At 57.3% G+C, this 20,221-nt stretch carries 19 protein-coding genes; 11 read left to right on the plus strand and 8 right to left on the minus strand.

Annotated features, from left to right (window positions below):
* Positions 1-36 precede the first annotated feature (36 nt).
* The 4 genes from B9P63_RS09115 (at position 37) to B9P63_RS09130 (ending at position 4,790) form a co-directional block, all read left to right on the plus strand.
* Positions 37-345, plus strand: coding sequence for a hypothetical protein (locus B9P63_RS09115; protein WP_085308229.1), 309 nt, complete (start codon positions 37-39; stop codon positions 343-345).
* 36 nt (positions 346-381) lie between these two features.
* Positions 382-2,340 (plus strand): DNA primase, encoded by a 1,959-nt coding sequence (gene dnaG / locus B9P63_RS09120; RefSeq protein ID WP_085308230.1) that lies wholly within the window; start codon positions 382-384, stop codon positions 2,338-2,340.
* A gap of 177 nt (positions 2,341-2,517) precedes the next feature.
* Complete coding sequence (gene rpoD, locus B9P63_RS09125; protein ID WP_085308231.1) at positions 2,518-4,494, plus strand: RNA polymerase sigma factor RpoD; 1,977 nt, start codon at positions 2,518-2,520, stop codon at positions 4,492-4,494.
* A gap of 17 nt (positions 4,495-4,511) precedes the next feature.
* A complete protein-coding gene (locus B9P63_RS09130) occupies positions 4,512-4,790 on the plus strand; it encodes an HlyU family transcriptional regulator (RefSeq protein WP_085308232.1) in 279 nt (92 codons plus the stop codon).
* Between the two features lie 52 nt (positions 4,791-4,842).
* On the opposite strand, the gene B9P63_RS09135 is transcribed toward B9P63_RS09130, so the two are convergent.
* From B9P63_RS09135 to B9P63_RS09145, 3 genes are read right to left on the minus strand one after another with little or no spacing between them, the layout of a single operon-like run.
* Entirely contained in the window at positions 4,843-5,628 is a 786-nt protein-coding gene (locus tag B9P63_RS09135; RefSeq protein WP_085308233.1) for a carnitinyl-CoA dehydratase, read from the minus strand.
* Positions 5,625-7,670, minus strand: coding sequence for an acetate--CoA ligase family protein (locus tag B9P63_RS09140; RefSeq protein WP_245830601.1), 2,046 nt, complete (start codon positions 7,668-7,670; stop codon positions 5,625-5,627). The genes B9P63_RS09135 and B9P63_RS09140 overlap by 4 nt, the downstream gene beginning before the upstream one ends.
* Before the next feature lies 1 nt (position 7,671).
* Entirely contained in the window at positions 7,672-8,832 is a 1,161-nt protein-coding gene (locus B9P63_RS09145) for an acyl-CoA dehydrogenase family protein (protein ID WP_085308235.1), read from the minus strand.
* A gap of 168 nt (positions 8,833-9,000) precedes the next feature.
* Between B9P63_RS09145 and B9P63_RS09150 the strand changes: the two genes are divergently transcribed.
* On the plus strand, positions 9,001-10,005 hold the full coding sequence (locus B9P63_RS09150; RefSeq protein WP_085308236.1) for a type I glyceraldehyde-3-phosphate dehydrogenase: 1,005 nt from the start codon (positions 9,001-9,003) through the stop codon (positions 10,003-10,005).
* Positions 10,002-10,796 carry a phytanoyl-CoA dioxygenase family protein gene (locus tag B9P63_RS09155; protein WP_085308237.1) on the plus strand — a complete coding sequence of 265 codons (795 nt, stop codon included), beginning with the start codon at positions 10,002-10,004 and terminating at the stop codon, positions 10,794-10,796. Before B9P63_RS09150 ends, B9P63_RS09155 begins: the two co-directional genes overlap by 4 nt.
* 87 nt (positions 10,797-10,883) lie before the next feature.
* Here the strand turns inward: B9P63_RS09155 and gap (B9P63_RS09160) are convergent, their stop codons facing one another.
* From gap (B9P63_RS09160) to gap (B9P63_RS09165), 3 genes are all read right to left on the minus strand, one after another.
* The gene (gene gap, locus B9P63_RS09160; protein WP_085308238.1) at positions 10,884-11,885 is read right to left on the minus strand and encodes a type I glyceraldehyde-3-phosphate dehydrogenase; all 1,002 of its coding nucleotides are present in this window, start codon (positions 11,883-11,885) and stop codon (positions 10,884-10,886) included.
* 82 nt (positions 11,886-11,967) lie between these two features.
* Positions 11,968-12,111, minus strand: a complete 144-nt coding sequence (locus tag B9P63_RS19190; RefSeq protein WP_176219129.1) for a hypothetical protein — start codon at positions 12,109-12,111, stop codon at positions 11,968-11,970.
* Between the two features lie 113 nt (positions 12,112-12,224).
* Positions 12,225-13,229 carry a type I glyceraldehyde-3-phosphate dehydrogenase gene (gap, locus tag B9P63_RS09165; protein WP_085308239.1) on the minus strand — a complete coding sequence of 335 codons (1,005 nt, stop codon included), beginning with the start codon at positions 13,227-13,229 and terminating at the stop codon, positions 12,225-12,227.
* Positions 13,230-13,451: 222 nt separating this feature from the next.
* On the opposite strand from gap (B9P63_RS09165), the gene B9P63_RS09170 reads away from it, so the two are divergent.
* Positions 13,452-14,405, plus strand: a complete 954-nt coding sequence (locus tag B9P63_RS09170) for a DUF808 domain-containing protein (protein WP_085308343.1) — start codon at positions 13,452-13,454, stop codon at positions 14,403-14,405.
* Positions 14,406-14,513: 108 nt separating this feature from the next.
* On the opposite strand, the gene B9P63_RS09175 is transcribed toward B9P63_RS09170, so the two are convergent.
* Complete coding sequence (locus B9P63_RS09175) at positions 14,514-15,620, minus strand: THUMP domain-containing class I SAM-dependent RNA methyltransferase (RefSeq protein ID WP_085308240.1); 1,107 nt, start codon at positions 15,618-15,620, stop codon at positions 14,514-14,516.
* Positions 15,621-15,666: 46 nt separating this feature from the next.
* Positions 15,667-17,688, minus strand: a complete 2,022-nt coding sequence (gene tkt, locus B9P63_RS09180) for a transketolase (protein ID WP_085308344.1) — start codon at positions 17,686-17,688, stop codon at positions 15,667-15,669.
* 202 nt (positions 17,689-17,890) lie between these two features.
* On the opposite strand from tkt, the gene B9P63_RS09185 reads away from it, so the two are divergent.
* The 4 genes from B9P63_RS09185 (at position 17,891) to rpmA (ending at position 20,026) form a co-directional block, all read left to right on the plus strand.
* Entirely contained in the window at positions 17,891-18,478 is a 588-nt protein-coding gene (locus tag B9P63_RS09185) for a hypothetical protein (RefSeq protein ID WP_176219130.1), read from the plus strand.
* Positions 18,471-18,872: a cell division protein ZapA gene (locus B9P63_RS09190; protein WP_085308241.1), complete on the plus strand. Its 402-nt coding sequence runs from the start codon at positions 18,471-18,473 to the stop codon at positions 18,870-18,872. The genes B9P63_RS09185 and B9P63_RS09190 overlap by 8 nt, the downstream gene beginning before the upstream one ends.
* 164 nt (positions 18,873-19,036) lie before the next feature.
* A complete protein-coding gene (locus B9P63_RS09195; RefSeq protein WP_085308345.1) occupies positions 19,037-19,744 on the plus strand; it encodes a 50S ribosomal protein L21 in 708 nt (235 codons plus the stop codon).
* Between the two features lie 12 nt (positions 19,745-19,756).
* A complete protein-coding gene (gene rpmA / locus B9P63_RS09200) occupies positions 19,757-20,026 on the plus strand; it encodes a 50S ribosomal protein L27 (protein ID WP_085308242.1) in 270 nt (89 codons plus the stop codon).
* Positions 20,027-20,221 lie beyond the last annotated feature (195 nt).

Below are 20,221 nucleotides of genomic sequence, written 5' to 3' on the forward strand. Positions count from 1 at the left end.
TCTAAATAGACGACAAAGTTTGAGGAGTGTTGCCACATGATCCGTTTCGCTTTGTTCGCCGCCTTGAGTGCGGGAGTTGCTATGCCCGTCGCTGCGCAGTCCAAAAAGGACAGGTTTTGCGAGGAATTGGCCTATGCCAGTCAACAATTGGCGGATTTGCGCATTGGGGGCAGTGATGAAACCGAAGCGATGCTAAGCGTTGCAGGCCAATATGAAGAGGGTCAGGTCAACCATTTGCAGATGATGCCCTACCTTAGCAGCTTCGTGTATGGCTTGAGCGATGAGCAACTTAAGGGCGATGTCGAGGGCGCGTTCGCCGAGCAGTGCAAAGGCTTCAAAGGGTAACTGGACTCTGGCCCTGCAAGGGCGGATAATCACGCGATGAGTTTGCCCCCCGGTTTCATAGATGAGTTGCGCACGCGCCTGAGCCTGTCCCAAGTGGTCGGGCGCAAAGTGATGTGGGATTCGCGAAAATCCAATCAGGGCAAGGGTGATATGTGGGCACCGTGCCCCTTTCATCAGGAAAAATCTGCGTCTTTTCATGTAGATGACCGCAAGGGTTTTTATTATTGCTTTGGCTGTCAGGCCAAGGGCGATGCGATTTCCTTTGTGCGCGAGACAGAGAATGTGGGCTTCATGGAAGCCATTGAAATTCTCGCGGGGGAGGCGGGCATGGAAGTGCCCAAGCGCGACCCTCAAGCGCAGGAAAAAGCGGACGAGCGCACGGAACTGGCGGCTGTCATGGAGCAAGCGGTGCAGTTCTTTCGCCTGCAACTGCTCACTGGCGGCGCAGCGGATGCGCGCGGCTATCTGGAGCGGCGTGGCCTTGATGATGCGGCGCTGCAGCGCTTCGAGGTTGGTTTTGCGCCCGATGCTTGGCAGGGGCTTTGGGATCACTTGAGTGGCAAAGGGATTTCGGGTGAGCAGATTCTTGCAGCAGGGCTTGGCAAACCCTCGAGCAAGGGCGGCAAGCCATACGATACCTTTCGCAATCGCATCATGTTTCCGATCCGTGATGCACGCGGGCGCTGCACTGCGTTTGGCGGGCGCGCGATGGACCCGAATGACAATGCAAAATATCTTAACTCGCCTGAAACGATTTTGTTCGATAAGGGCCGTAGCCTTTATAATCACGGCCCCGCGCGCGAGGCCGCGGGCAAGGGTGCGCCGCTAATCGTAGCAGAGGGCTATATGGATGTAATCGCGTTGGCACAGGGCGGTTTCGGCGCTTGCGTAGCGCCCCTTGGCACGGCGATCACGGAAAACCAGTTGCATTTGCTCTGGCGCATTTCTGACGAGCCGCTCATCGCGCTAGATGGGGATACAGCGGGCCTGCGCGCAGCGCAGCGCCTGATCGATCTGGCATTGCCGCTGCTGGAGGCGGGCAAGAGCCTGCGCTTTGCGTTGATGCCAGAGGGCAAAGACCCCGATGATCTGATCCGTAGCGATGGGCGCGAGGCGGTGCAGGCGGTTCTGGATAAGGCGATGCCGATGGTGCAGCTTTTGTGGGACAAAGAGATCGAGGGCAAGAATTTTGACAGTCCCGAGCGCAAGGCGGCGCTGGACAAGATATTGCGTGAAAAGATCATGCTGATCCGTGATCCTTCGATCCGCTCGCACTATGGGCAGGCGATCAAGGATATGCGCTGGCAATTGTTTCGTGCCGGCAATACGGGGGGCGGCGCGCGCAAAACCCCTTGGAAAAAGGGCGAATGGCGCAAGGACGTGCCTGCCAAGGCGATGGCTGGCACCAAGGCGTCGCTGCTGGCGGGGGCGGGTGAAGATACGCAGCGCCAGATGCGCGAAGCGGTGATTCTGGCCAGCCTGATCTGCACGCCCGATGTGGTTTCCGAGTTCGAGGGACAGTTGGAAGAGATGCAGCTTAGCACGGGCGAGCACGGGGCGCTTCGCGATTTGATTTTAAGCCATGCCCATGCTGGCGCAGAGACGTTGCGCGAAAAGATTATCGCCGCACGCGGCGCGGATAACCTTGAAAAACTGCTGAGCGCAGGCCATGTCGCAATAACGCCCTGCATTCGCCGACCCGGTGACAGCGAAATGGCGATGATGACTGTATCTGAGGAACTGGCGAAGTTGGAAGCAGAGCAGGGATTGAGTGCGGAAGTAAGGGAAGCGGCGGAAGATCTGGGCGGACTTGCCGACGAGAGTGTTACATGGCGCCTAGGGCAAGCGGCTCAAGCGCGCAATCTGGCGATGCGTAGCGAGCATGAAGATAAGGCGGAATATGACACTGGTCCCAACGGCGCGCGAATCAACCGCGAAGAAAGAAGTGCCTTTGACGAGTTGCTGGCGAAGTTGAACGTGACCAAAGAGCCTTGAATTGGCACTTTGGTGAGGATTAAGTAAAGAAATCAGGGTAAACGGGTTTTCGAATCACCTCTGTGCGATATGATTCGGTTAATGCGAATCATCTAACTACTTGATGTGCCGGAGAGATGCCGGAACTTTGAGAGCGAATCACGACACGGGGCTCTGGCCTCAAACAGGAGCATTTACATGGCCGCCAAAGATAATGACGACCGTAAATCGGACGATCAGGACGCAGCACATACGCTTGATATGAGCCAAACCGCCGTCAAGAAGATGATCGCCGACGCTCGTGAGCGCGGATATATCACCTATGATCAACTGAACGCGGTTTTGCCGCCCGATCAGGTCAGTTCGGACCAGATCGAGGACGTGATGTCGATGCTCTCCGAAATGGGCATTCAGGTGACCGAAGAGGACGAAGAAGAAGAAGACAAAGGTGCGACCGATCTGGTCGCAGCCGGCACCAACAAAGAGGTCACGCTTTCCAGTGGAACGGCTGAAAAGCTGGACCGCACCGATGATCCCGTACGCATGTATTTGCGCGAAATGGGCTCGGTCGAATTGCTATCGCGCGAGGGCGAGATTGCGATCGCCAAACGCATCGAGGCTGGCCGCAACACGATGATTGCAGGGCTTTGCGAAAGCCCGCTGACGTTTCAGGCGATAACCATCTGGCGCGACGAACTCCTCTCCGAGGATATTTTGCTGCGCGATGTTATTGATCTCGAAGCGACTTTTGGCAACACAATGGGCGAAGAAGAAACGACGCCAGTTGTACCCGTGGCCGCCAATTCCGCGGCTGCCCCAAAAAACGATGGTGCTACCGAGCTTGACGCGGATGGCAATCCGATCAGCAGCGACGACGATGATGATGACGAGGACGAGCAGGCCAACATGTCGCTTGCCGCGATGGAAGCGGCGCTCAAGCCGCAGGTCCTTGAGGCGCTTGATATCATCGCCGGAGATTATGAAAAGCTGGCCGAAATGCAGGACAGCCGTATTTCCGCGACGCTGAACGAGGACGACAGTTTCTCAAAGGTGCAAGAGGCGACCTACCAGAAGCTGCGCTCTGAAATTGTGCTTCTGGTCAATGAGCTGCACCTACACAACAACCGTATCGAAGCCTTGATCGATCAGCTCTACGGCATCAACCGCCGCGTGATGAGCATCGACAGCTCCATCGTGAAACTGGCCGATCAGGCGCGCATCAACTGCCGTGAATTCGTCGAAGCGTACCGTGGACGCGAGCTTGATCCCAACTGGCTTGAACAGATGGGCGAAAAGACCGGCCGTGGTTGGCAGATGTTCATCGAACGCTCCACCGATAAGGTCGAGGAACTTCGTGGCGACATGGCGCAAGTGGGTCAATATGTCGGCCTCGATATTTCCGAATTCCGCCGCATCGTTCAGCAGGTTCAAAAGGGCGAAAAAGAAGCGCGCCAAGCCAAGAAGGAAATGGTTGAAGCGAACCTGCGATTGGTGATTTCCATCGCCAAAAAATACACGAACCGCGGCCTGCAATTCCTTGATCTCATTCAGGAAGGCAACATCGGCCTGATGAAAGCCGTTGATAAGTTCGAATACCGACGCGGCTATAAATTCTCGACCTATGCGACATGGTGGATCCGCCAGGCGATCACGCGCTCCATTGCGGATCAGGCCCGCACGATCCGTATTCCGGTGCATATGATCGAAACGATCAACAAACTGGTGCGCACGGGCCGCCAGATGCTGCATGAGATTGGCCGTGAGCCGACGCCAGAGGAATTGGCAGCCAAGCTGCAAATGCCGCTGGAAAAAGTGCGCAAGGTCATGAAAATTGCGAAAGAGCCAATTTCTTTGGAAACGCCGATTGGCGACGAAGAAGATAGCCAGCTTGGCGATTTCATTGAGGATAAGAATGCGGTTCTGCCCCTCGATAGCGCTATTCAGGAAAACCTCAAAGAGACCACGACACGGGTTCTGTCCTCTCTCACGCCGCGTGAAGAGCGGGTTTTGCGGATGCGTTTCGGCATCGGCATGAACACCGATCACACGCTCGAAGAAGTGGGGCAGCAATTCAGCGTGACGCGGGAGCGTATTCGCCAGATCGAGGCCAAGGCTTTGCGCAAACTCAAGCACCCGAGCCGTAGCCGCAAGCTGCGTAGCTTCTTGGATCAATAAACGCGAAAGGGCGCGCTATGTCGCTTTTCTCCCGTCTGTTCGGCTCTAAACATAAGAGCGAAAGCCCGGTAAAAACCACGACAGTGGAGTATCAGGGCTTTCGCATCACGCCTCAACCGATGAAGGAAGCGCAGGGTTATCGCCTTTGTGCCGTCATTGAAAAAGAAGTGGGTGGTGCGGCCAAGTCCCATACACTTATTCGCGCGGATACGATCACGAGCCTTGATGAGTGCAACGCCGCCTCCATCGCGAAAGCCCGGCAGATGATCGACCAACAGGGCGAGCGATTGTTTTAGGCGTAGTCAAACGGCCTGAAGTAAGCGGTGAATCCTCTTCGAAGGAGCGCCTTTAACGACCTCTCCAAACCGGATCGCGCTTTTCGGCGAAAGCGCGCGCGCCCTCTAATTGGTCGTCCGATGTATACAGCGTTTCTATGGATTTGAACTGGCTCTTGGTGATCTTGTTGAGCGCGTCCTGAAACTTCATATCCTCCGCCTCGCGCACGACTTCCTTGATCGCGGCATAGACCAGCGGCGGACCGGAGGCGAGCAGTTGAGCGAGCTTGCGTGCTTGATTCATCAAATCATGGGCAGGGTAGATGTGGTTAATCATTCCCCACTGTGCAGCTTCGTCCGCCTCGAGCCAGCGGCCCGTCAACAGCATTTCCATCGCAATATGATAGGGGATCCGTTTGGGTAATTTAACGCTCGCAGCATCGGCCACCGTCCCAGAGCGGATTTCCGGCAGCGCGAAACTGGCGTGCTCTGCAGCAAGGATAATGTCTGCGCTCAGGGCAAGTTCGAGACCGCCGCCGCAACAAATACCGTTCACAGCGGCGATAACAGGCTTGTTGAGATGGGGCAGTTCCTGAAGTCCGCCAAAGCCGCCAACGCCATAATCTCCGTCCACCGCATCGCCTTCGGCGGCAGCTTTCAGATCCCATCCGGGACAAAAAAACTTTTCGCCTGCGCCGGTGATGATCGCAACGCGAAGATCAGGATCGTCGCGGAAGTCTTTGAAAACCTGCCCCATTATGCGGCTTGTTGCGAGATCGATCGCATTGGCCTTGGGGCGATCCAGTGTCACTTCGAGCACATGGCCCCTGCGTTCGGTTTTGATTGGTGTGTCGCTCATGGGGCCTCTCCTTGGACGATTAGTGCATCTGCCGCCACGGCACTGTTGGCCGTGCAAATCAGCGGGTTTATCTCAACTTCCTGCACTTGGCCGTGATGCGCAATGACATAGTTTTGCACGGCTTGAATGGCGCGCCAAAGGGCAGGGCGATCAATGGCTTGCGCCCCGCGATACCCGTCTAAAACGGGCGCGATGCGAAGTGTTCCCAGCGCATTTGCAGTGTCGCCTTCGGTGACAGGCAGGATCAGCGAAACAGTGTCTTGCAACAATTCCGTCTGGGTGCCTCCCGCGCCAAGCGTAAGGACATAGCCATGTGCAGGGTCGAGCGTAACGGCCAAGAGAATCTCCACGATTCCGTTTTTCACCATTTCTTCAACGAGATATCCGTCGCTTTTAATGTTTTGCATGGCACCTTGCAGAGCGTGCCCATCGGATAGCCCGACGCGCACGGCACCAGCTTCGGATTTATGGGCAAGCCCCATACCCTTCAAAACGAATGGTGCCTGAAGGTGTGCAGCGCAGCGCAGGGCCTCATCGGCGGTGTCCACAGCGTTCCCGCGCGGTATCTCCAACCCATATGCATGCAGCGCGTGTTTCGCCTCATATTCGTTTAGGGTTTGTGCATTTATCGGGGTAATCGGGTGCAGGATGGTCTGGTGATGCGGTTTTAGCCTTTGGGCAAGGGCAATCGCCTGAAGCGCGTGATCCATTCCATGCAATGGAACAATACCTTTCGAAATCAGTCTCTTGGCTATCATTTCGGGCATGGTGTCGGGCAAGGACGATAGCACTGCGATGGGCACTTTGCTCATTTTCTTTGTGCTCAAGATCGCCTCTAGCGCGAAATCCCAATCCCCCAGAGCGCAGCGATCGGAACGCGGAAAATCCAAAACCACGATGCCCATGGCGATATCAGCCTCGAAAAGGGCGGCGAAGGTTGCAGACATCTTGTTGGGGTCAGGCCATATATATGTATGGTAATCCAATGGGTTGGCCAATGCGACCTTGGGGCCGAGTGCGGCGTTTAGAGCGGTGGATTGCGTGTGGCTCAAGGCTGGGAATTGCAAGCCGACAGATTGCGCAGAATCGGCCATCAGGCTCGCTTCTCCCCCCGAACAAGAGGCGGATGCGATCCGTCCAGAGGGGAGCGGTCCGTTGACGTGCCAAATTTTAAGTAATTCAAGAAATGCAGCAAGGTTTTGCGGCTGCGCAAAGCCGAGACGGGTTAACAGCGCCTGTGCACCTGTGTGACTTCCCGCGAGTGACGCAGTATGCGAAACCGTCGCGAGCTGCGCCTGATCCGATGCGCCTATCTTGATCGCACATATCGGTTTTCCAAGTTCATGTGATAGATTAGCTAGGTTCTCTAGATTATTGATATTATTTATACCTTCGATATGAAGTCCCAAACATGTAACGCGGGGATCGCGCAGCAATGCCATACCGAGACTAGCCAGATCCGTTTGCGCCTGATTGCCAGCCGTAAGCACATAAGCGAGCGGAACAGCGCGGTTTTGCATGGTTAAATTGATTGCGATATTCGAACTTTGGGTGATGATCGCCACGCCGGTTTCGACGCGCTCGCCGCCGTGCTGATCTGGCCAAAGCGCGACGCCATCAAGGTAATTAAGCATTCCGTAACAATTGGGTCCTAAGACGGTCATATCTCCTGCTGCCTGAAGCAGTTGAGCTTGCAGATCCGCGCCGTCCGCAAGCTCGGCAGACGCTTCTGCAAAGCCGGAGGCAAAACACACCGCGCCGCCCGCGCCGCGCTTGGAAAGGGAGGAAAGACACTCAATGCTGGCGTAGCGGTTAACCCCCAGAAACGTAGCATCTGGCGCGCTTGGAAGGGCGTTGATATCCGGGTAGCTGGCCTTGCCGGCGATCTCGGTTTTGCTTGGATGCACGGGCCAGATTTGCCCGGAAAAACCGATAGCTTCGCTGGCCTTGATTACGTTGGCGCACCACGCGCCGCCGCCGATCACTGCGATGGTTTTTGGACGAAGAAGGCGATCCAGACCTGTCAAAACCGGCGTCTTCACGTCAGGCTCCGAGAGGGCGCAAAAGATCGCGGCTGATGATATGGCGCTGAATTTCGCTGGTGCCGTCCCAAATCCGCTCGACCCTCGCATCGCGCCAGAACCGCTCGATCGGATAGTCGTCCATCAGGCCCATGCCGCCATGGATTTGCAGGGTCGTGTCCGTCACCCGCGCCAGCATTTCCGTGGCATAAAGTTTCGCGCTCGCGATCTCGCGGTTCGCGGGCAACCCTTGATCGAGCCTCCATGACCCTGACAGCGTAAGCCAGTCGGCCGCGTCGATTTCGGTGATCATGTCTGCGATTTGGAAGCTGACGCCTTGAAACTTGCCGATCTGCTGGCCGAACTGCTTGCGCTCGGCGGAGTAGTTCAGGGCATAATCAAAACAGCGCCGTGCGCGGCCGACGCTGGTGGCGGCGACGGTCAAGCGCGTTGCATAGAGCCATTCGTTCATTACTGCGAAACCGCCATCGACCTCGCCCAGAACCTGCGCATCGGGCAGGCGGCAATCGGTGAAATCGAGGATGTAATTCTTGTAGCCACGATGAGAAACGGAGCGATATCCCTCCCGAGGCTCAAACCCTTTGGTGCCGCGATCCACCAGAAAGGCCGTGATGCGTTTCTTTGGGCCTTTTGGAGTTTGATCTTCGCCCGTTGCCACAAAGACGATGAAGAAATCAGCATGCTCACCGCCTGAAATGAAATGCTTGGAGCCATTGATCACCCAATCGCCGCCATCGCGCACTGCGCTGCATTTCATCCCACGCACATCTGATCCTGCATCCGGCTCTGTCATGGCGAGCGCATCCATCCGCTCGCCGCGCACTGCGGGAAACAGGTAGCGCTCGCGCTGTTCGCCCTCGCAGGCCATCAGAATATTCTGTGGGCGCCCGAAAAAATGCGTGAGCGCCATAGAGCCGCGGCCGAGTTCGCGCTCCACCAGCGTAAAATCAAGATGGCTCAGCCCTGCCGCACCGACGCTTTCGGGAAAATTGCAGGCGTAAAACCCCAGATCGATCACCTTTTGCTTGATCTGCGCACCAAGCTCTTCAGGCACGTGGCCTGTGCGCTCGACCTCTGCCTCGTGGGGATAAATCTCGTTCTCGACAAAGCTGCGCACCGTATCGACGATCATGCTTTGCTCTTCGCTCAGTCCAAATTGCATAGGGCGGCCTTTTCTAATGTGTCCCTTCCATGACGCAGCAGGGGTTAGACAAGCGCCTGCTTGGCTGCGACATGCAGTGCCCGTTTGCGACGGCACGCACGAATTGCGCATCCTTTTGGTACAATTGCGCGCTTGGAATAGCGCGCGCTTTGAGTAAAGACTGCCCCCATGGAGAATAGAAAAACCCGCATAGCCTTGAATGGTTTTGGCCGCATCGGCCGCTCGATCCTGCGCATTTTGCGCAGCCACGATCTGCCGTTCGAGCTGGCCTTGATAAACGATATAGAGCCGCTCGATGCCTGCGCCTATCTCTTTGAATACGATAGTGTTTTCGGCCGCTATCTTGGAAACGTAAACTTTGTCGACGGGGCTTTGGTCCTTGATGGAGAGCTGATCGCGTTTCATCATGTTACTGATTTAAGCACTCTTGACCTTAGCGGAATCGATGTGGTCCTGGAGTGCACCGGCCTTGCGGGAAACCGCGCGATTGCGACGCGCGGGATTGATGCGGGAGCAGGGGCCGTGCTGATTTCTGGTCCCTCTGATACCGCCGACAAGACGATCGTGCTGGGCGCGAACGAGGGCGAATTGGGCGATGCGCGCATCGTGTCCAACGCGTCGTGCACGACCAACGCGCTTGCGCCGCTTTTACGTATTCTGGACGAAAGCTACGGGGTGGAGAGCGGGCATATGACGACTGTGCATTGCTATACGGGTAGCCAGCCGACGGTGGACAAACCGCGCGGCGATTTTGCGCGCAGCCGTGCTGCGGCTCTGTCGATGGTGCCCACGACGACCAGCGCGCAGCGTCTAACGGACGAGGTGCTGCCCCATCTCGCAGGACGTATCGAAGCGCGCGCGATCCGCGTGCCGACTGCAAGCGTGTCGGCGATTGATCTGACGGTTCAAACCCGCGCAAGCGTGACGACACAGGGCGTGCGCGATCATTTGAAACGCGCAGCGACCGGGCCGATACTGGGCTGGACACAGCAGCCACTTGTGTCTTCTGACTTGCGTATGCGCCCGGAATCGATTGTGTTGGTGGGGCCGGAAATATCGGTCTCTGTAGGGGGATTGCTGCGGGTGTTCGGCTGGTACGACAATGAATGGGGCTTTTCGATGCGTATGCTGGAACTGGCGAAGCGCATGGCGCAGCGGGAGGAAATACAATGAATTCAATGGTAACGCAGGCGCATGTCGACGCCTATCAGCGCGATGGCGTGGTGTTGATCAAAGGGCTGTTCGCCGATCATGTAGAGACGTTGCGCAAAGGTGTGGAGCGCAACATGGCAGAGCCGGGGCCGTTTGCTGCGGAAAACCTCAAAGCGGGCGAGGGCGGCCGGTTTTTTGATGATTATTGCAACTGGACGCGGATTCCCGAGTTTGAAGAGGTGATCAAAAACAGTCCGGCGGCGGAGGTTGCGGCAGATTTGATGCGTTCGCAAACGGTGCAGATGTTTCACGATCACGTGCTGGTGAAAGAACCCGGCACGTCCAAGCCGACGCCCTGGCATACGGATGGGCCGTATTATTTCGTTGAAGGCCGGCAAACCGTAAGTTTCTGGTCGCCCCTCGATCCTGTGACGGAGGCCTCGTTGCGCTGCGTGGCTGGCTCGCATCTTTGGGAAAAACCTGTGCTGCCGACACGTTGGCTTTCGGAAACTAACTTTTACCCCGATGAGGACAAATATATGCCCGTACCGGATCCGGACAGCGAGGGCATGGAAGTGCGCGAGTGGGAGATGGAGCCGGGGGATGCGGTGGCGTTTAACTATTCCATTTTGCATGGCGCGCGCGGCAACGAAACGGGCCTGCGCCGGCGCGCGTTTTCGCTGCGCTTGCTCGGGGATGATGCGCGCTATGTGGAGCGGCCCGGCCCGACCTCACCGCCGTTTCCGGGGCATGACATGACCCAAGGACAAAAGCTGCGCGAGGATTGGTTCCCCGTGCTGCTAAAGCGCTAAGGGTCTAACTTTTCTGCGCAAAAAGGCGAGTCCCACATCCTTCTGCGAAGGATGTGTTACAAAAATCTTCGCAGAGGGTTTTGGCCCCTAAATAAATTTCGCCATATGCACGGCAGTGTCTGCCATGCGGTTGGAGAAGCCCCATTCATTGTCGTACCATGCCAGAATGCGGCACAGGTTACCGTCCATGACTTTGGTTTGATCTGCGGCAAAGATCGAGCTGTGCGGATCGTGATTGAAATCAATCGACACCAGATGACGCTCTGTATAATCGAGCACGCCTTTCAGTGGCCCGCTCGCGGCGGCCTGCATGGCTGCGTTGATGTCTTCGACCGTCACATCGCGCTCTACCTCAAACGTCAGATCGACGGCGGAGACATTCGGCGTTGGCACGCGGATCGCCACGCCATCGAGCTTGCCTGCAAGCTCGGGCAGGACCAGACCGACCGCCTTGGCCGCTCCTGTGGAAGTTGGGATCATGCTCATCGCGGCGGCGCGTGCGCGGTAGAGGTCGCTGTGCATCGTGTCCAGCGTCGGTTGATCACCCGTATAGCTGTGAACTGTGGTCATGAAGCCGCGTTTGATGCCGAATTCTGCATGCAAAACGCTTGCGACAGGGGCAAGGCAATTGGTTGTGCAGGACGCATTGGACACGATCAGATCATCGCCCGTGAGGCTTTGATGGTTCACGCCATATACGATTGTCTTGTCGGCGCCCTTTGACGGGGCCGAGACCAGAACGCGGCTTGCGCCGTTTTTCAGATGCACCATCGCATCTTTCTTGTCTGTGAAAATACCGGTGCACTCAAACACAATATCCACATCGCCCCAGGGCAAATCGGCAGGGTTGCGGATCGTAGTGACGGCGATCGGGCCGCGCCCGACGTCGATAGATTTATCATCGTGACTGACATTGACCGGAAAGCGCCCATGCACGCTGTCGAATTGCAAAAGATGTGCATTGGTCTCAACTGGCCCGAGATCATTGATCGCAATTACTTCGATATCCGTGCGCCCGCTTTCGATGATCGCGCGCAGCACATTGCGTCCGATACGTCCAAATCCGTTGATTGCAATTTTTACGGCCATGTTGCGTTCCCTCATGTTCAGTTAGCGCTAACAATTAGATTGAGCCGTTAAAGTCAAGGGGAGCAAGCCCCACCCGCCGCAATTAGCGCCAGAAGGCCATCCATTCGGTGAATTCGGTAAACTTCTTGGCAAGAAAGAGGATGTTGGTGCTGTCGGTCAGGATCACATCTGCGAACAAGGCAAGGATGACGAGGCTACCCAGGATGATCGCGAGCGTATTTGTCATGCGGCTTGGCACTCTGATAATTGCACAACGCCAACATGAGCCAAGCGGGGCGAAAAGCCAAGGGCGCAAACGCCCCCGCGCGGCGGACACGTTGCTTGCATTCGGTGAAAACCTTACTGGTTCAAACGCCCCATCGCGGCGGCCACATCGGCCATGCGCGCGGAGAACCCCCACTCGTTGTCATACCAGGCCAGCACGCGCACGGTGCGCCCACCCACAACCTTGGTTTGATCCGGTGCAAAGATGCAGCTGTGCGTGGTGTGGTTGAAATCAATAGAAACTTTGGGCTCGGGGTCATAGGACAGTACAGCGCCCATATGGCCAGCGGCGGCTTCAGCCATGATCGCGTTGACGTCCTCGACCGTGACGTCTTTGCCTGCCTCGAAAGTAAGATCTACCGCTGAGACGTTCGGTGTCGGCACGCGCATCGCGGTGCCATCGAGCTTGCCCCTGAGGTTCGGCAGCACTTCGCCAAGCGCCTTGGCGGCGCCGGTGGAGGTGGGGATCATCGCCATGGCGGCAGCGCGTGCGCGGTAGAGATCATCATGGCGGCGATCCAGCGTCGGCTGATCGCCCGTGTAGGAGTGGATCGTGGTCATGATCCCGCGCTCGATGCCGATCGCCTCATCAAGGACTTTGGCCAAGGGCGCAAGGCAGTTGGTGGTGCAGGACCCATTGGAGATCATCGTATCGCCAGCGGCGAGATCGCGGTGGTTCACGCCGAATACAATGGTTTTTTGCACGTTCTTGGCAGGGGCAGAAATCAGAACGGATTTTGCACCGCGCTCGAGATGGACACTGGCTTTGTCACCGTCATTGAAATTGCCGGTGCATTCAAGAACCACGTCGCAGCCGGACCAGTCGAGCTCTTGCGGATCATAGGTCGAAAACATTTCCATCGGGCCGCGGCCCAAGTCCATTGTATTGCCGGAGACTTTGACTTCGTTGGCGAAACGCCCGTGGATGCTATCATAGCGCAGCAAATGCGCAGAGGTTTCCAGCGGGCCCGTCGCGTTTACTTTGACGACCTGAACATCGTTGCGCGCTGCCTCTGCGATATGTGCAAGAGTGGATCTGCCAATACGGCCAAAGCCGTTGATACCAAGCGTGACGGTCATGAAAGTCTCCTAACGTATTTCTGCACTTGTGCGGGGTATAGACAGGTGCGCGCGCTGCGACCAAGGTGAAAAGCGCGCCCGGGCAAGGTGTTAGCGGTAAACGTGGCAGCATTGCGCATGGTGGCGCTAACGATTTGTTGGGCCGTGCCATCTGGTTGCGGTAACAAGGTGGATCGCCTGCTGGCCGATTCGGCAGGATTGAAAAAACGGAGAGGCGAAAGAATGAGTGGATTGCTGGCATTGCTCGATGATGTGGCAGGCATTGCCAAGATTGCGGCGGCTTCCATTGATGACGTCGCAGCGCAGGCATTGAAGGCAGGATCGAAAGCCGCAGGAGCGGTGATCGACGACACGGCTGTGACGCCGAAATACGTGCAAGGTTTCGACGCGTCTCGCGAATTGCCAATCATCTGGCGCATCGCGCGCGGCTCGATCATCAACAAGTTGGTGATTTTGCTGCCCGTTGGTTTGGCCTTGTCCGCATTTGCGCCCTTCCTGATCCCGCCGTTGTTGATGCTGGGCGGGGCCTATTTGTGCTTTGAGGGTGCAGAAAAAATTGCCCATTGGCTGCTGGGCCATCACGACGAGCACACGCAGGCTTATGAAAGCGGCGATCCCGCGCAGCTAGAAGAAGACAAGATTAAAGGCGCGATCAAGACGGATTTCATCCTGTCTGCCGAAATTATGACGATTGCTTTGGCAGCTATTCCCGAGAGTGGTTTTTGGATGGAAGCGTCAACCTTAGCGCTGGTCGCGGTGGGAATTACGGTCGCGGTCTATGGCTCGGTTGCGCTGATCGTGAAGGCGGATGATGTAGGACTGGCCATGGCGCGTGGGCGTTTGATTGCAACCCGCGCGCTGGGGCGTGGGATCGTGCAAGCGATGCCCAAGGTGATGAAAACACTGACTATAGTTGGCACGGCTGCGATGCTTTGGGTGGGTGGATCAATCATCATTCACAGCGTCAAGGATATTGGATGGAGCGCGCCTTATGCGCTGATCCATGATTTTGCAGTCGCTGTCGCGGCGCGTGTGCCCGAAGGGCTTTACGGGTTTGTGGGGTGGTTTGCGACAGCCCTCGCGGACGGTGTGTTTGGCGTTGCGGTAGGCCTGGCGCTTATTCCGGTGGTCAGCAAAGTGATTGCGCCGGCCTGGAAGGCTGTGGTCGGGAAGTAGAGATGTCCGATCCCTTCGTGATCGGACCGGTTGGGGGCCAGCCCCCAAACACATGTAAAGTTGGGGGCCAGCCCCCAAACCCCCGGAGTTTACTGGCAAGATGAAGGGCTAACGCAGCGCTTCGGTTTGGTGCAGGCGGACTTTTAAGCCGCCGTGCGGGATGGGTGCGCTTGTGTTTGAGAAGGGCAGGCCTGATGAGTGGGCGAGGCCTGTTTCGGTGGTGATGATCGCAGCGCGCCAGCCTTTGAAGCGTTCTTTCAGGACCTTGCCCAGCGAGCCATAGAGCGCGAAGAGCTGCTTTTTGTCGCCGATCCGAGCGCCATAGGGAGGGTTCAGGATCACGAGGCCAGAGGGGCCATCGGGGCGTTGTAGATCGCTGATCGATGTATGTGTGAAAGAACAAATGTCTTGTACACCAGATCGTGCAGCGTTGGACGTCGCATTTGCGATTGCGCCGTCATTGCGGTCCGAGCCGTAGAAGTGGAGTTCGGTTTTTGTTTGTGGGCCTGTTTCGCGAAGTGCTGCCCAGCGATCCGGCATGAAGCTGGCGAGGCGCTGGAACGCAAAGTCGCGCGAGCGGCCGGGGAGCAGGCCAGTTGCGATTTCAGCGGCCTCAATCGGGAAAGTGCCTGAGCCGCACATGGGGTCGAGGACAGGTTCTGTGCCGTTGTAGCCGGACGCACGCAGAAATAGCGCCGCGAGGTTTTCGCGCATCGGGGCTTTGCCCACCGCTTCTTTATGGCCGCGTTGGTGCAATGGTGGGCCCGATGTGTCGAGCGAAAATATGCACAGGTTATCCTCAATCCGGACCATAATCTTGATCGCGTCCTCAGAACCGATTGGCGCGCCAAGGCGTTCATGGATGGCTTTTTCGATCCGCTCTTTGGCAGCGCCTGCATGGTAGACTTTGGATTTGCGTGTGGTGACATCGACACGGAAGGGGGTGTCTGGGCGCAGCACGCTCGCCCACTCTATATCGCGGCTTTGCTTTTCGAGTTGGCTGAGGTTGAAACAGCGAAAGCTGGCGAAGCGTGCGAGGATGCGCGAGGCACCGCGCAGCGTGAGATTGGCGCGCATGACGTTTGGCCAGAGGCCGAAAAACGTAACACCGCCTGCGGTTGCGGCCGCGCCTTTGAAGCCAGCCTCAAGCGCTTCGGCCTCGAGGTAGGGCTCTAGCCCCGGAGGGCAGGCGCAGAAGATTTCAAAGGGTTTCATGATGTGTGAGGGGCAGGGTGCGCGGCGGCGCGCACCCTGCTGAGCCTCAAAGTCCCAAAAGGGCTTTGACGGATGCGACTGTCGCCTCAGCCGTGATGTTGAAATGGGCATAAAGCTCATCGGCCGGGGCGGAAGCACCAAAGCTATCCATGCCGACGAAGTCTGCCTTTGCTTCGCGGCCACGCTCGGCCAGAAGCCAGCGATCCCAGCCCATGCGCACGCCTGCCTCAACCGCGACCCGCACAGGACCACCCGGAAGCACGCGCTTGCGGTAGCTCTCGTCCTGCTCCGCGAACAGCTCCATGCAGGGCATGGAAACAACGCGCGTGCCGATCCCCATCGCCTGAAGCATTTCGCGCGCTTGCAGAGCGATTTCCACCTCGGAGCCGCTCGCCATCAGGATCGCCTGACGCTTGCCATCTGCATCGGCAAGCACATAAGCGCCCTGCGCCGAGAGGTTTTTTGTCTTATGCTCGAGGCGTACAGTCGGCAGGTTTTGACGCGAGAGTGCCAGAACGGAGGGCGTTGTCTTGCTCGTTAAAGCGACTTCCCAGCTTTCCGCCGTTTCGACGGTATCGGCTGGACGGAACACGTAGGTATTGGGCGTGGCGCGCGAAATTGCGAGGTGCTCGACGGGTTGGTGCGTCGGGCCGTCTTCGCCAAGGCCGATGCTATCGTGGGTCATCACGAAAACGGTTGGTATTTTCGAAAGCGCAGCAAGGCGCATCGCAGGGCGCGCGTAGTCGGTGAAGCACATGAATGTGCCGCCATAGGGACGAATGCCGCCGTGCAGCGCCATGCCGTTCATCGCACTCGACATGCCGTGCTCGCGAATGCCCCAATAGATGTAGCGCCCCTCGCGGTTATCGACGTCGAACACGCCCATATCACCGGTTTTGGTGTTGTTGGAGCCTGTGAGGTCTGCGGAGCCGCCAACAGTTTCGAGCATGATCGGGTTGATCACTTCGAGCGTCATTTCAGATGCTTTGCGCGTGGCTACTTTGGGTGCGTTCTCGGTAGCTTGCTTTTTGAACGCTTTGATGGTTGCGGCCAGCTTCTTGGGCGCGTCCAGATCATAGGCACGGGTGAACTCGGCCTGCTTGTTCAGCGGGATGCTTGCGAAACGCTCTACCCATGCGGCATGCTCGGAGGCACCGCGCGCGCCAATCGCTTCCCATGCGGATTTGATATCGGCGGGCACTTCAAACGGACCCGTCGTCCAGCCGTAGGCGGCTTTGGCGGCGGCCATCTGCTCTTCATTTGTCAAAGCGCCGTGGCCTTTGGAGGTGTCCTGCGCCGCGTGGCCCAGAGCGATATGCGTCTTACAGGCGATCATCGACGGTTTTTTGGATTTCTTCGCAGCGGCAATTGCCTCGTCAATCTCGAGCGGGTTGTGACCGTCGATTTCCTGAACATGCCAGCCGGACGCTTTGAAACGCATCACTTGATCGGTGCGATCAGAAAGTTCCACTGTGCCGTCGATGGTGATGTTGTTGTTGTCCCAAAACACGACCAACTTGCCAAGTTCATGGCGACCTGCAAGGCCGAGGGCCTCTTGCGAGACACCTTCCATCAAACAGCCGTCACCTGCGATCACGTATGTATAGTGATCCACAACTTTCTTGCCGTAACGCGCGCGCTGGATTTCTTCGGCCATAGCGAAACCGACGGAATTGGCGATGCCTTGGCCCAAAGGACCTGTCGTTGTTTCAATTGCATCGGCGAGGAAATTCTCGGGATGGCCTGCAGTCAATGCGCCTTTTTGGCGGAAGTTTTTGACTTGATCGAGGGTGATCTGCTTGTCGCCAACAAGATAGAGCAAGGAATAGAGCAGCATGGAGCCGTGACCGGCGGACAGGATAAAGCGGTCACGATCATGCCAGAGTGGCGCGCTGGCGTCGAACTTGAGGTGCTTCTCAAACAGAACCGTCGCAACATCGGCCATGCCCATCGGCATGCCGGAATGGCCTGAATTGGCCGCGTGAACCGCGTCCAGTGTCAGCGCGCGAATGGCAGCGGCCTTGTTCCAGTGATCAGGGTGAGCGGAGCGGAGGGCTGCAATATCCAAAAGGGTCGTCCTTTGCACTAAGCGGAGAGAGGTTGAGCGCTCAATACCAAGCTACGGGCAAAGATCAAGCACGGTGCATAAGTGATTGGGTTTAAAGGGGGAGCAATTTGTGATCGGGTTGTCTAAACTTGATCAAAGCCATGCAAGCGGGCGATTCGCGCTTGAGCTGCGTGGCGCAGATGTTTGAATGAAGGAGAGCACGATGAGTGATATCACCGAGCTCGAGCGCCGCATTACTGCCGCGCTGGATCGCATTGGTAGAGGGCTGGACGGGCTAGCCCCGCCACCGCCGGCAGGGCCCGGGCCGGAGGTGCTAGCAAAGCTGGAGAGTGCACAGGCGCGCATTGCCGGGCTGGAGCAAGAACTCAGCGATGAACGGCTTGCCAATGCGCAGCTTGAAGAGCGTATGAAATCGGTGCGTGAAACCGCCGATCGCCATGCGTCTGCGATGGATATTCAGGCCTACGAGCAGCAGAAATCCACAGCCAAGCTGGATGCGGATGTGCAGCGCTTGCGCCGTGCGAGCGAAGATTTACGCGCCTCTAACCTGAGCCTGCGCGCGGCAATCGAGCAAGGCCTGAGCGATCCGCACCTCATTAATAAGGCGATGCTGGCCGAGCTGGAGACATTGCGCGCCGCGCGCTCGGTCGAGAGTGCGCAGGCCGACGCGATCCTTGCCGCGCTGGAGCCTTTGGTCAAACGTGCCGCGCAGGAAGATGTGCAACCCGCCCAAATGGCGCAGCCGATCGAAATAGCACAGTCTGCCGAGCAGGAGAATTCGAATGCCTGAAGTCGTCATTTCTATCGGTGGTCGCCAGTTCGAAGTCGCCTGTCAGGCCGGAGAAGAGCAGTTTTTGCATTCTGCCGCCAAGATGCTGGACGCCGAAGCGCAAACGCTGGCAAGCCAGATCGGCCGCATTCCCGAGCCGCGCATGTTGCTTATGGCGGGCTTGATGCTGGCCGATAAAACGGCAGCAATGGAGGATAAGGTGCGCGCTGGCGAAGAACAGATCAGCGCGCTGCAAAACGAGTTAACGGCTTTGCAAAACCGCCCCGCGCCACCACCCGAGCGCGTCGAAGTTGCGGTGATCCCCGAGATTGTTACGGACACGCTGGCTGAAATCGCCGCGCGCGCAGAATCCTTTGCCGCCGCGATCGAGGAAAAGGGGCAGGCCAGCTCTTGACTTGAGCCTGCCGGCCTCGCATAAGCCGCAAGCCTGCTGTGGGAATCCATTTGCGGGTATATTTTAATGACGCACATCGGTGCGCGCTGTTTATGGGTGGGGTTCCAATCCCCGCAAATGCCGCCTCGCGGGACCCTAGAGACGCGGAAGACAAGGAAAACGCAATGTTCGCGGTAATGAAAACCGGCGGCAAGCAATATAAAGTCCAATCTGGCGATATGCTACGAGTGGAAAAGCTGGCTGCTGATGCGGGTGAAACCGTACAATTCAATGAAATTCTGATGCTGGGCGGTGACACTGTTGTCGTAGGCGCACCTATGGTTGACGGCGCTGCCGTTCAGGCCGAGGTCGTGGACCAGATCAAAGGCGAGAAAGTCATCAACTTCGTCAAGCGTCGCCGTAAGCACGGCTCGCAGCGCACGAAGGGCCACCGCCAGAAGCTGACTTTGGTTCGCATCGGCGACATCCTTGCGACGGGCGGCGACAAGTCCGGCGTTAAGGCTGCAATTGGCGCAGGTTCTGTTGCTGGCGTTGCGGTTGCCGCAGTTGCTGCGAAAGCCGCGCCCAAGAAGGCTGCTGCACCGAAGAAAGCTGCGAAAGCAGCGGCGGCTCCGGCTGTTGAGATTGCTGGTGTAGAGCCGACAAACCTGCTGAAAGAAGCACGGGGCGGTCAGCCTGACGATCTGAAAAAGATCAGCGGCGTCGGTCCAAAGCTCGAAGGCACGCTGCACGAGATTGGTGTGTTCCACTTCGATCAGATCTCAGCTTGGGGCCCTGCCGAAATCGCCTATATGGATGACCGTCTGTCGTTCAAAGGCCGTATCGAACGCGACGACTGGATTGCGCAAGCAACTCAGTTCGCAGCTGAATAGGAGTAAGACCAGATGGCACATAAAAAAGCAGGTGGTTCATCCCGTAACGGGCGCGACTCCGCAGGTCGCCGCCTTGGCGTGAAACTCTACGGTGGCCAAGCGGCAATCGCAGGCAATATCATCGTGCGTCAGCGCGGCACAAAATTCTGGCCGGGCGCAGGCGTTGGACTTGGTAAGGATCACACGATCTTTGCGACGTCCGATGGTGCAGTTAAGTTCCACAAAGGCCTCAAAGGCCGTACGTTTATTTCGGTTCTGCCAGTGGCGGAGGCCGCTGAGTAATACGCCGTTATAAGTGTCTAAAGACATTTCAGGGATCGGCGGAAACGCCGATCCCTTTTCTGTTTCAATCATTGCTTCTGCTTGGGAGGGCGGCACGGTGAACCCAATCGTTAATCTTGACGCTTTGCATGAGCAATTGCTCGGAACTGCCGGATTACCCTGTAAAAATTTGAACCCGCATCGAGGGGTTAACTA

Source organism: Planktotalea arctica (assembly GCF_002105285.1).
GTDB lineage: Bacteria > Pseudomonadota > Alphaproteobacteria > Rhodobacterales > Rhodobacteraceae > Planktotalea > Planktotalea arctica.

What these genes read in the sequence shown, in the direction of transcription:
- B9P63_RS09115 (WP_085308229.1), top strand. Translation starts at nt 37, where the DNA reads ATGATCCGTTTCGCTTTGTTCGCCGCCTTGAGTGCGGGAGTTGCTATG.
- dnaG (WP_085308230.1), top strand. Translation starts at nt 382, where the DNA reads ATGAGTTTGCCCCCCGGTTTCATAGATGAGTTGCGCACGCGCCTGAGC.
- rpoD (WP_085308231.1), top strand. Translation starts at nt 2,518, where the DNA reads ATGGCCGCCAAAGATAATGACGACCGTAAATCGGACGATCAGGACGCA.
- B9P63_RS09130 (WP_085308232.1), top strand. Translation starts at nt 4,512, where the DNA reads ATGTCGCTTTTCTCCCGTCTGTTCGGCTCTAAACATAAGAGCGAAAGC.
- B9P63_RS09135 (WP_085308233.1), bottom strand. Translation starts at nt 5,628, where the DNA reads ATGAGCGACACACCAATCAAAACCGAACGCAGGGGCCATGTGCTCGAA.
- B9P63_RS09145 (WP_085308235.1), bottom strand. Translation starts at nt 8,832, where the DNA reads ATGCAATTTGGACTGAGCGAAGAGCAAAGCATGATCGTCGATACGGTG.
- B9P63_RS09150 (WP_085308236.1), top strand. Translation starts at nt 9,001, where the DNA reads ATGGAGAATAGAAAAACCCGCATAGCCTTGAATGGTTTTGGCCGCATC.
- B9P63_RS09155 (WP_085308237.1), top strand. Translation starts at nt 10,002, where the DNA reads ATGAATTCAATGGTAACGCAGGCGCATGTCGACGCCTATCAGCGCGAT.
- gap (WP_085308238.1), bottom strand. Translation starts at nt 11,885, where the DNA reads ATGGCCGTAAAAATTGCAATCAACGGATTTGGACGTATCGGACGCAAT.
- B9P63_RS19190 (WP_176219129.1), bottom strand. Translation starts at nt 12,111, where the DNA reads ATGACAAATACGCTCGCGATCATCCTGGGTAGCCTCGTCATCCTTGCC.
- gap (WP_085308239.1), bottom strand. Translation starts at nt 13,229, where the DNA reads ATGACCGTCACGCTTGGTATCAACGGCTTTGGCCGTATTGGCAGATCC.
- B9P63_RS09170 (WP_085308343.1), top strand. Translation starts at nt 13,452, where the DNA reads ATGAGTGGATTGCTGGCATTGCTCGATGATGTGGCAGGCATTGCCAAG.
- B9P63_RS09175 (WP_085308240.1), bottom strand. Translation starts at nt 15,620, where the DNA reads ATGAAACCCTTTGAAATCTTCTGCGCCTGCCCTCCGGGGCTAGAGCCC.
- B9P63_RS09185 (WP_176219130.1), top strand. Translation starts at nt 17,891, where the DNA reads ATGAGTGATATCACCGAGCTCGAGCGCCGCATTACTGCCGCGCTGGAT.
- B9P63_RS09190 (WP_085308241.1), top strand. Translation starts at nt 18,471, where the DNA reads ATGCCTGAAGTCGTCATTTCTATCGGTGGTCGCCAGTTCGAAGTCGCC.
- B9P63_RS09195 (WP_085308345.1), top strand. Translation starts at nt 19,037, where the DNA reads ATGTTCGCGGTAATGAAAACCGGCGGCAAGCAATATAAAGTCCAATCT.
- rpmA (WP_085308242.1), top strand. Translation starts at nt 19,757, where the DNA reads ATGGCACATAAAAAAGCAGGTGGTTCATCCCGTAACGGGCGCGACTCC.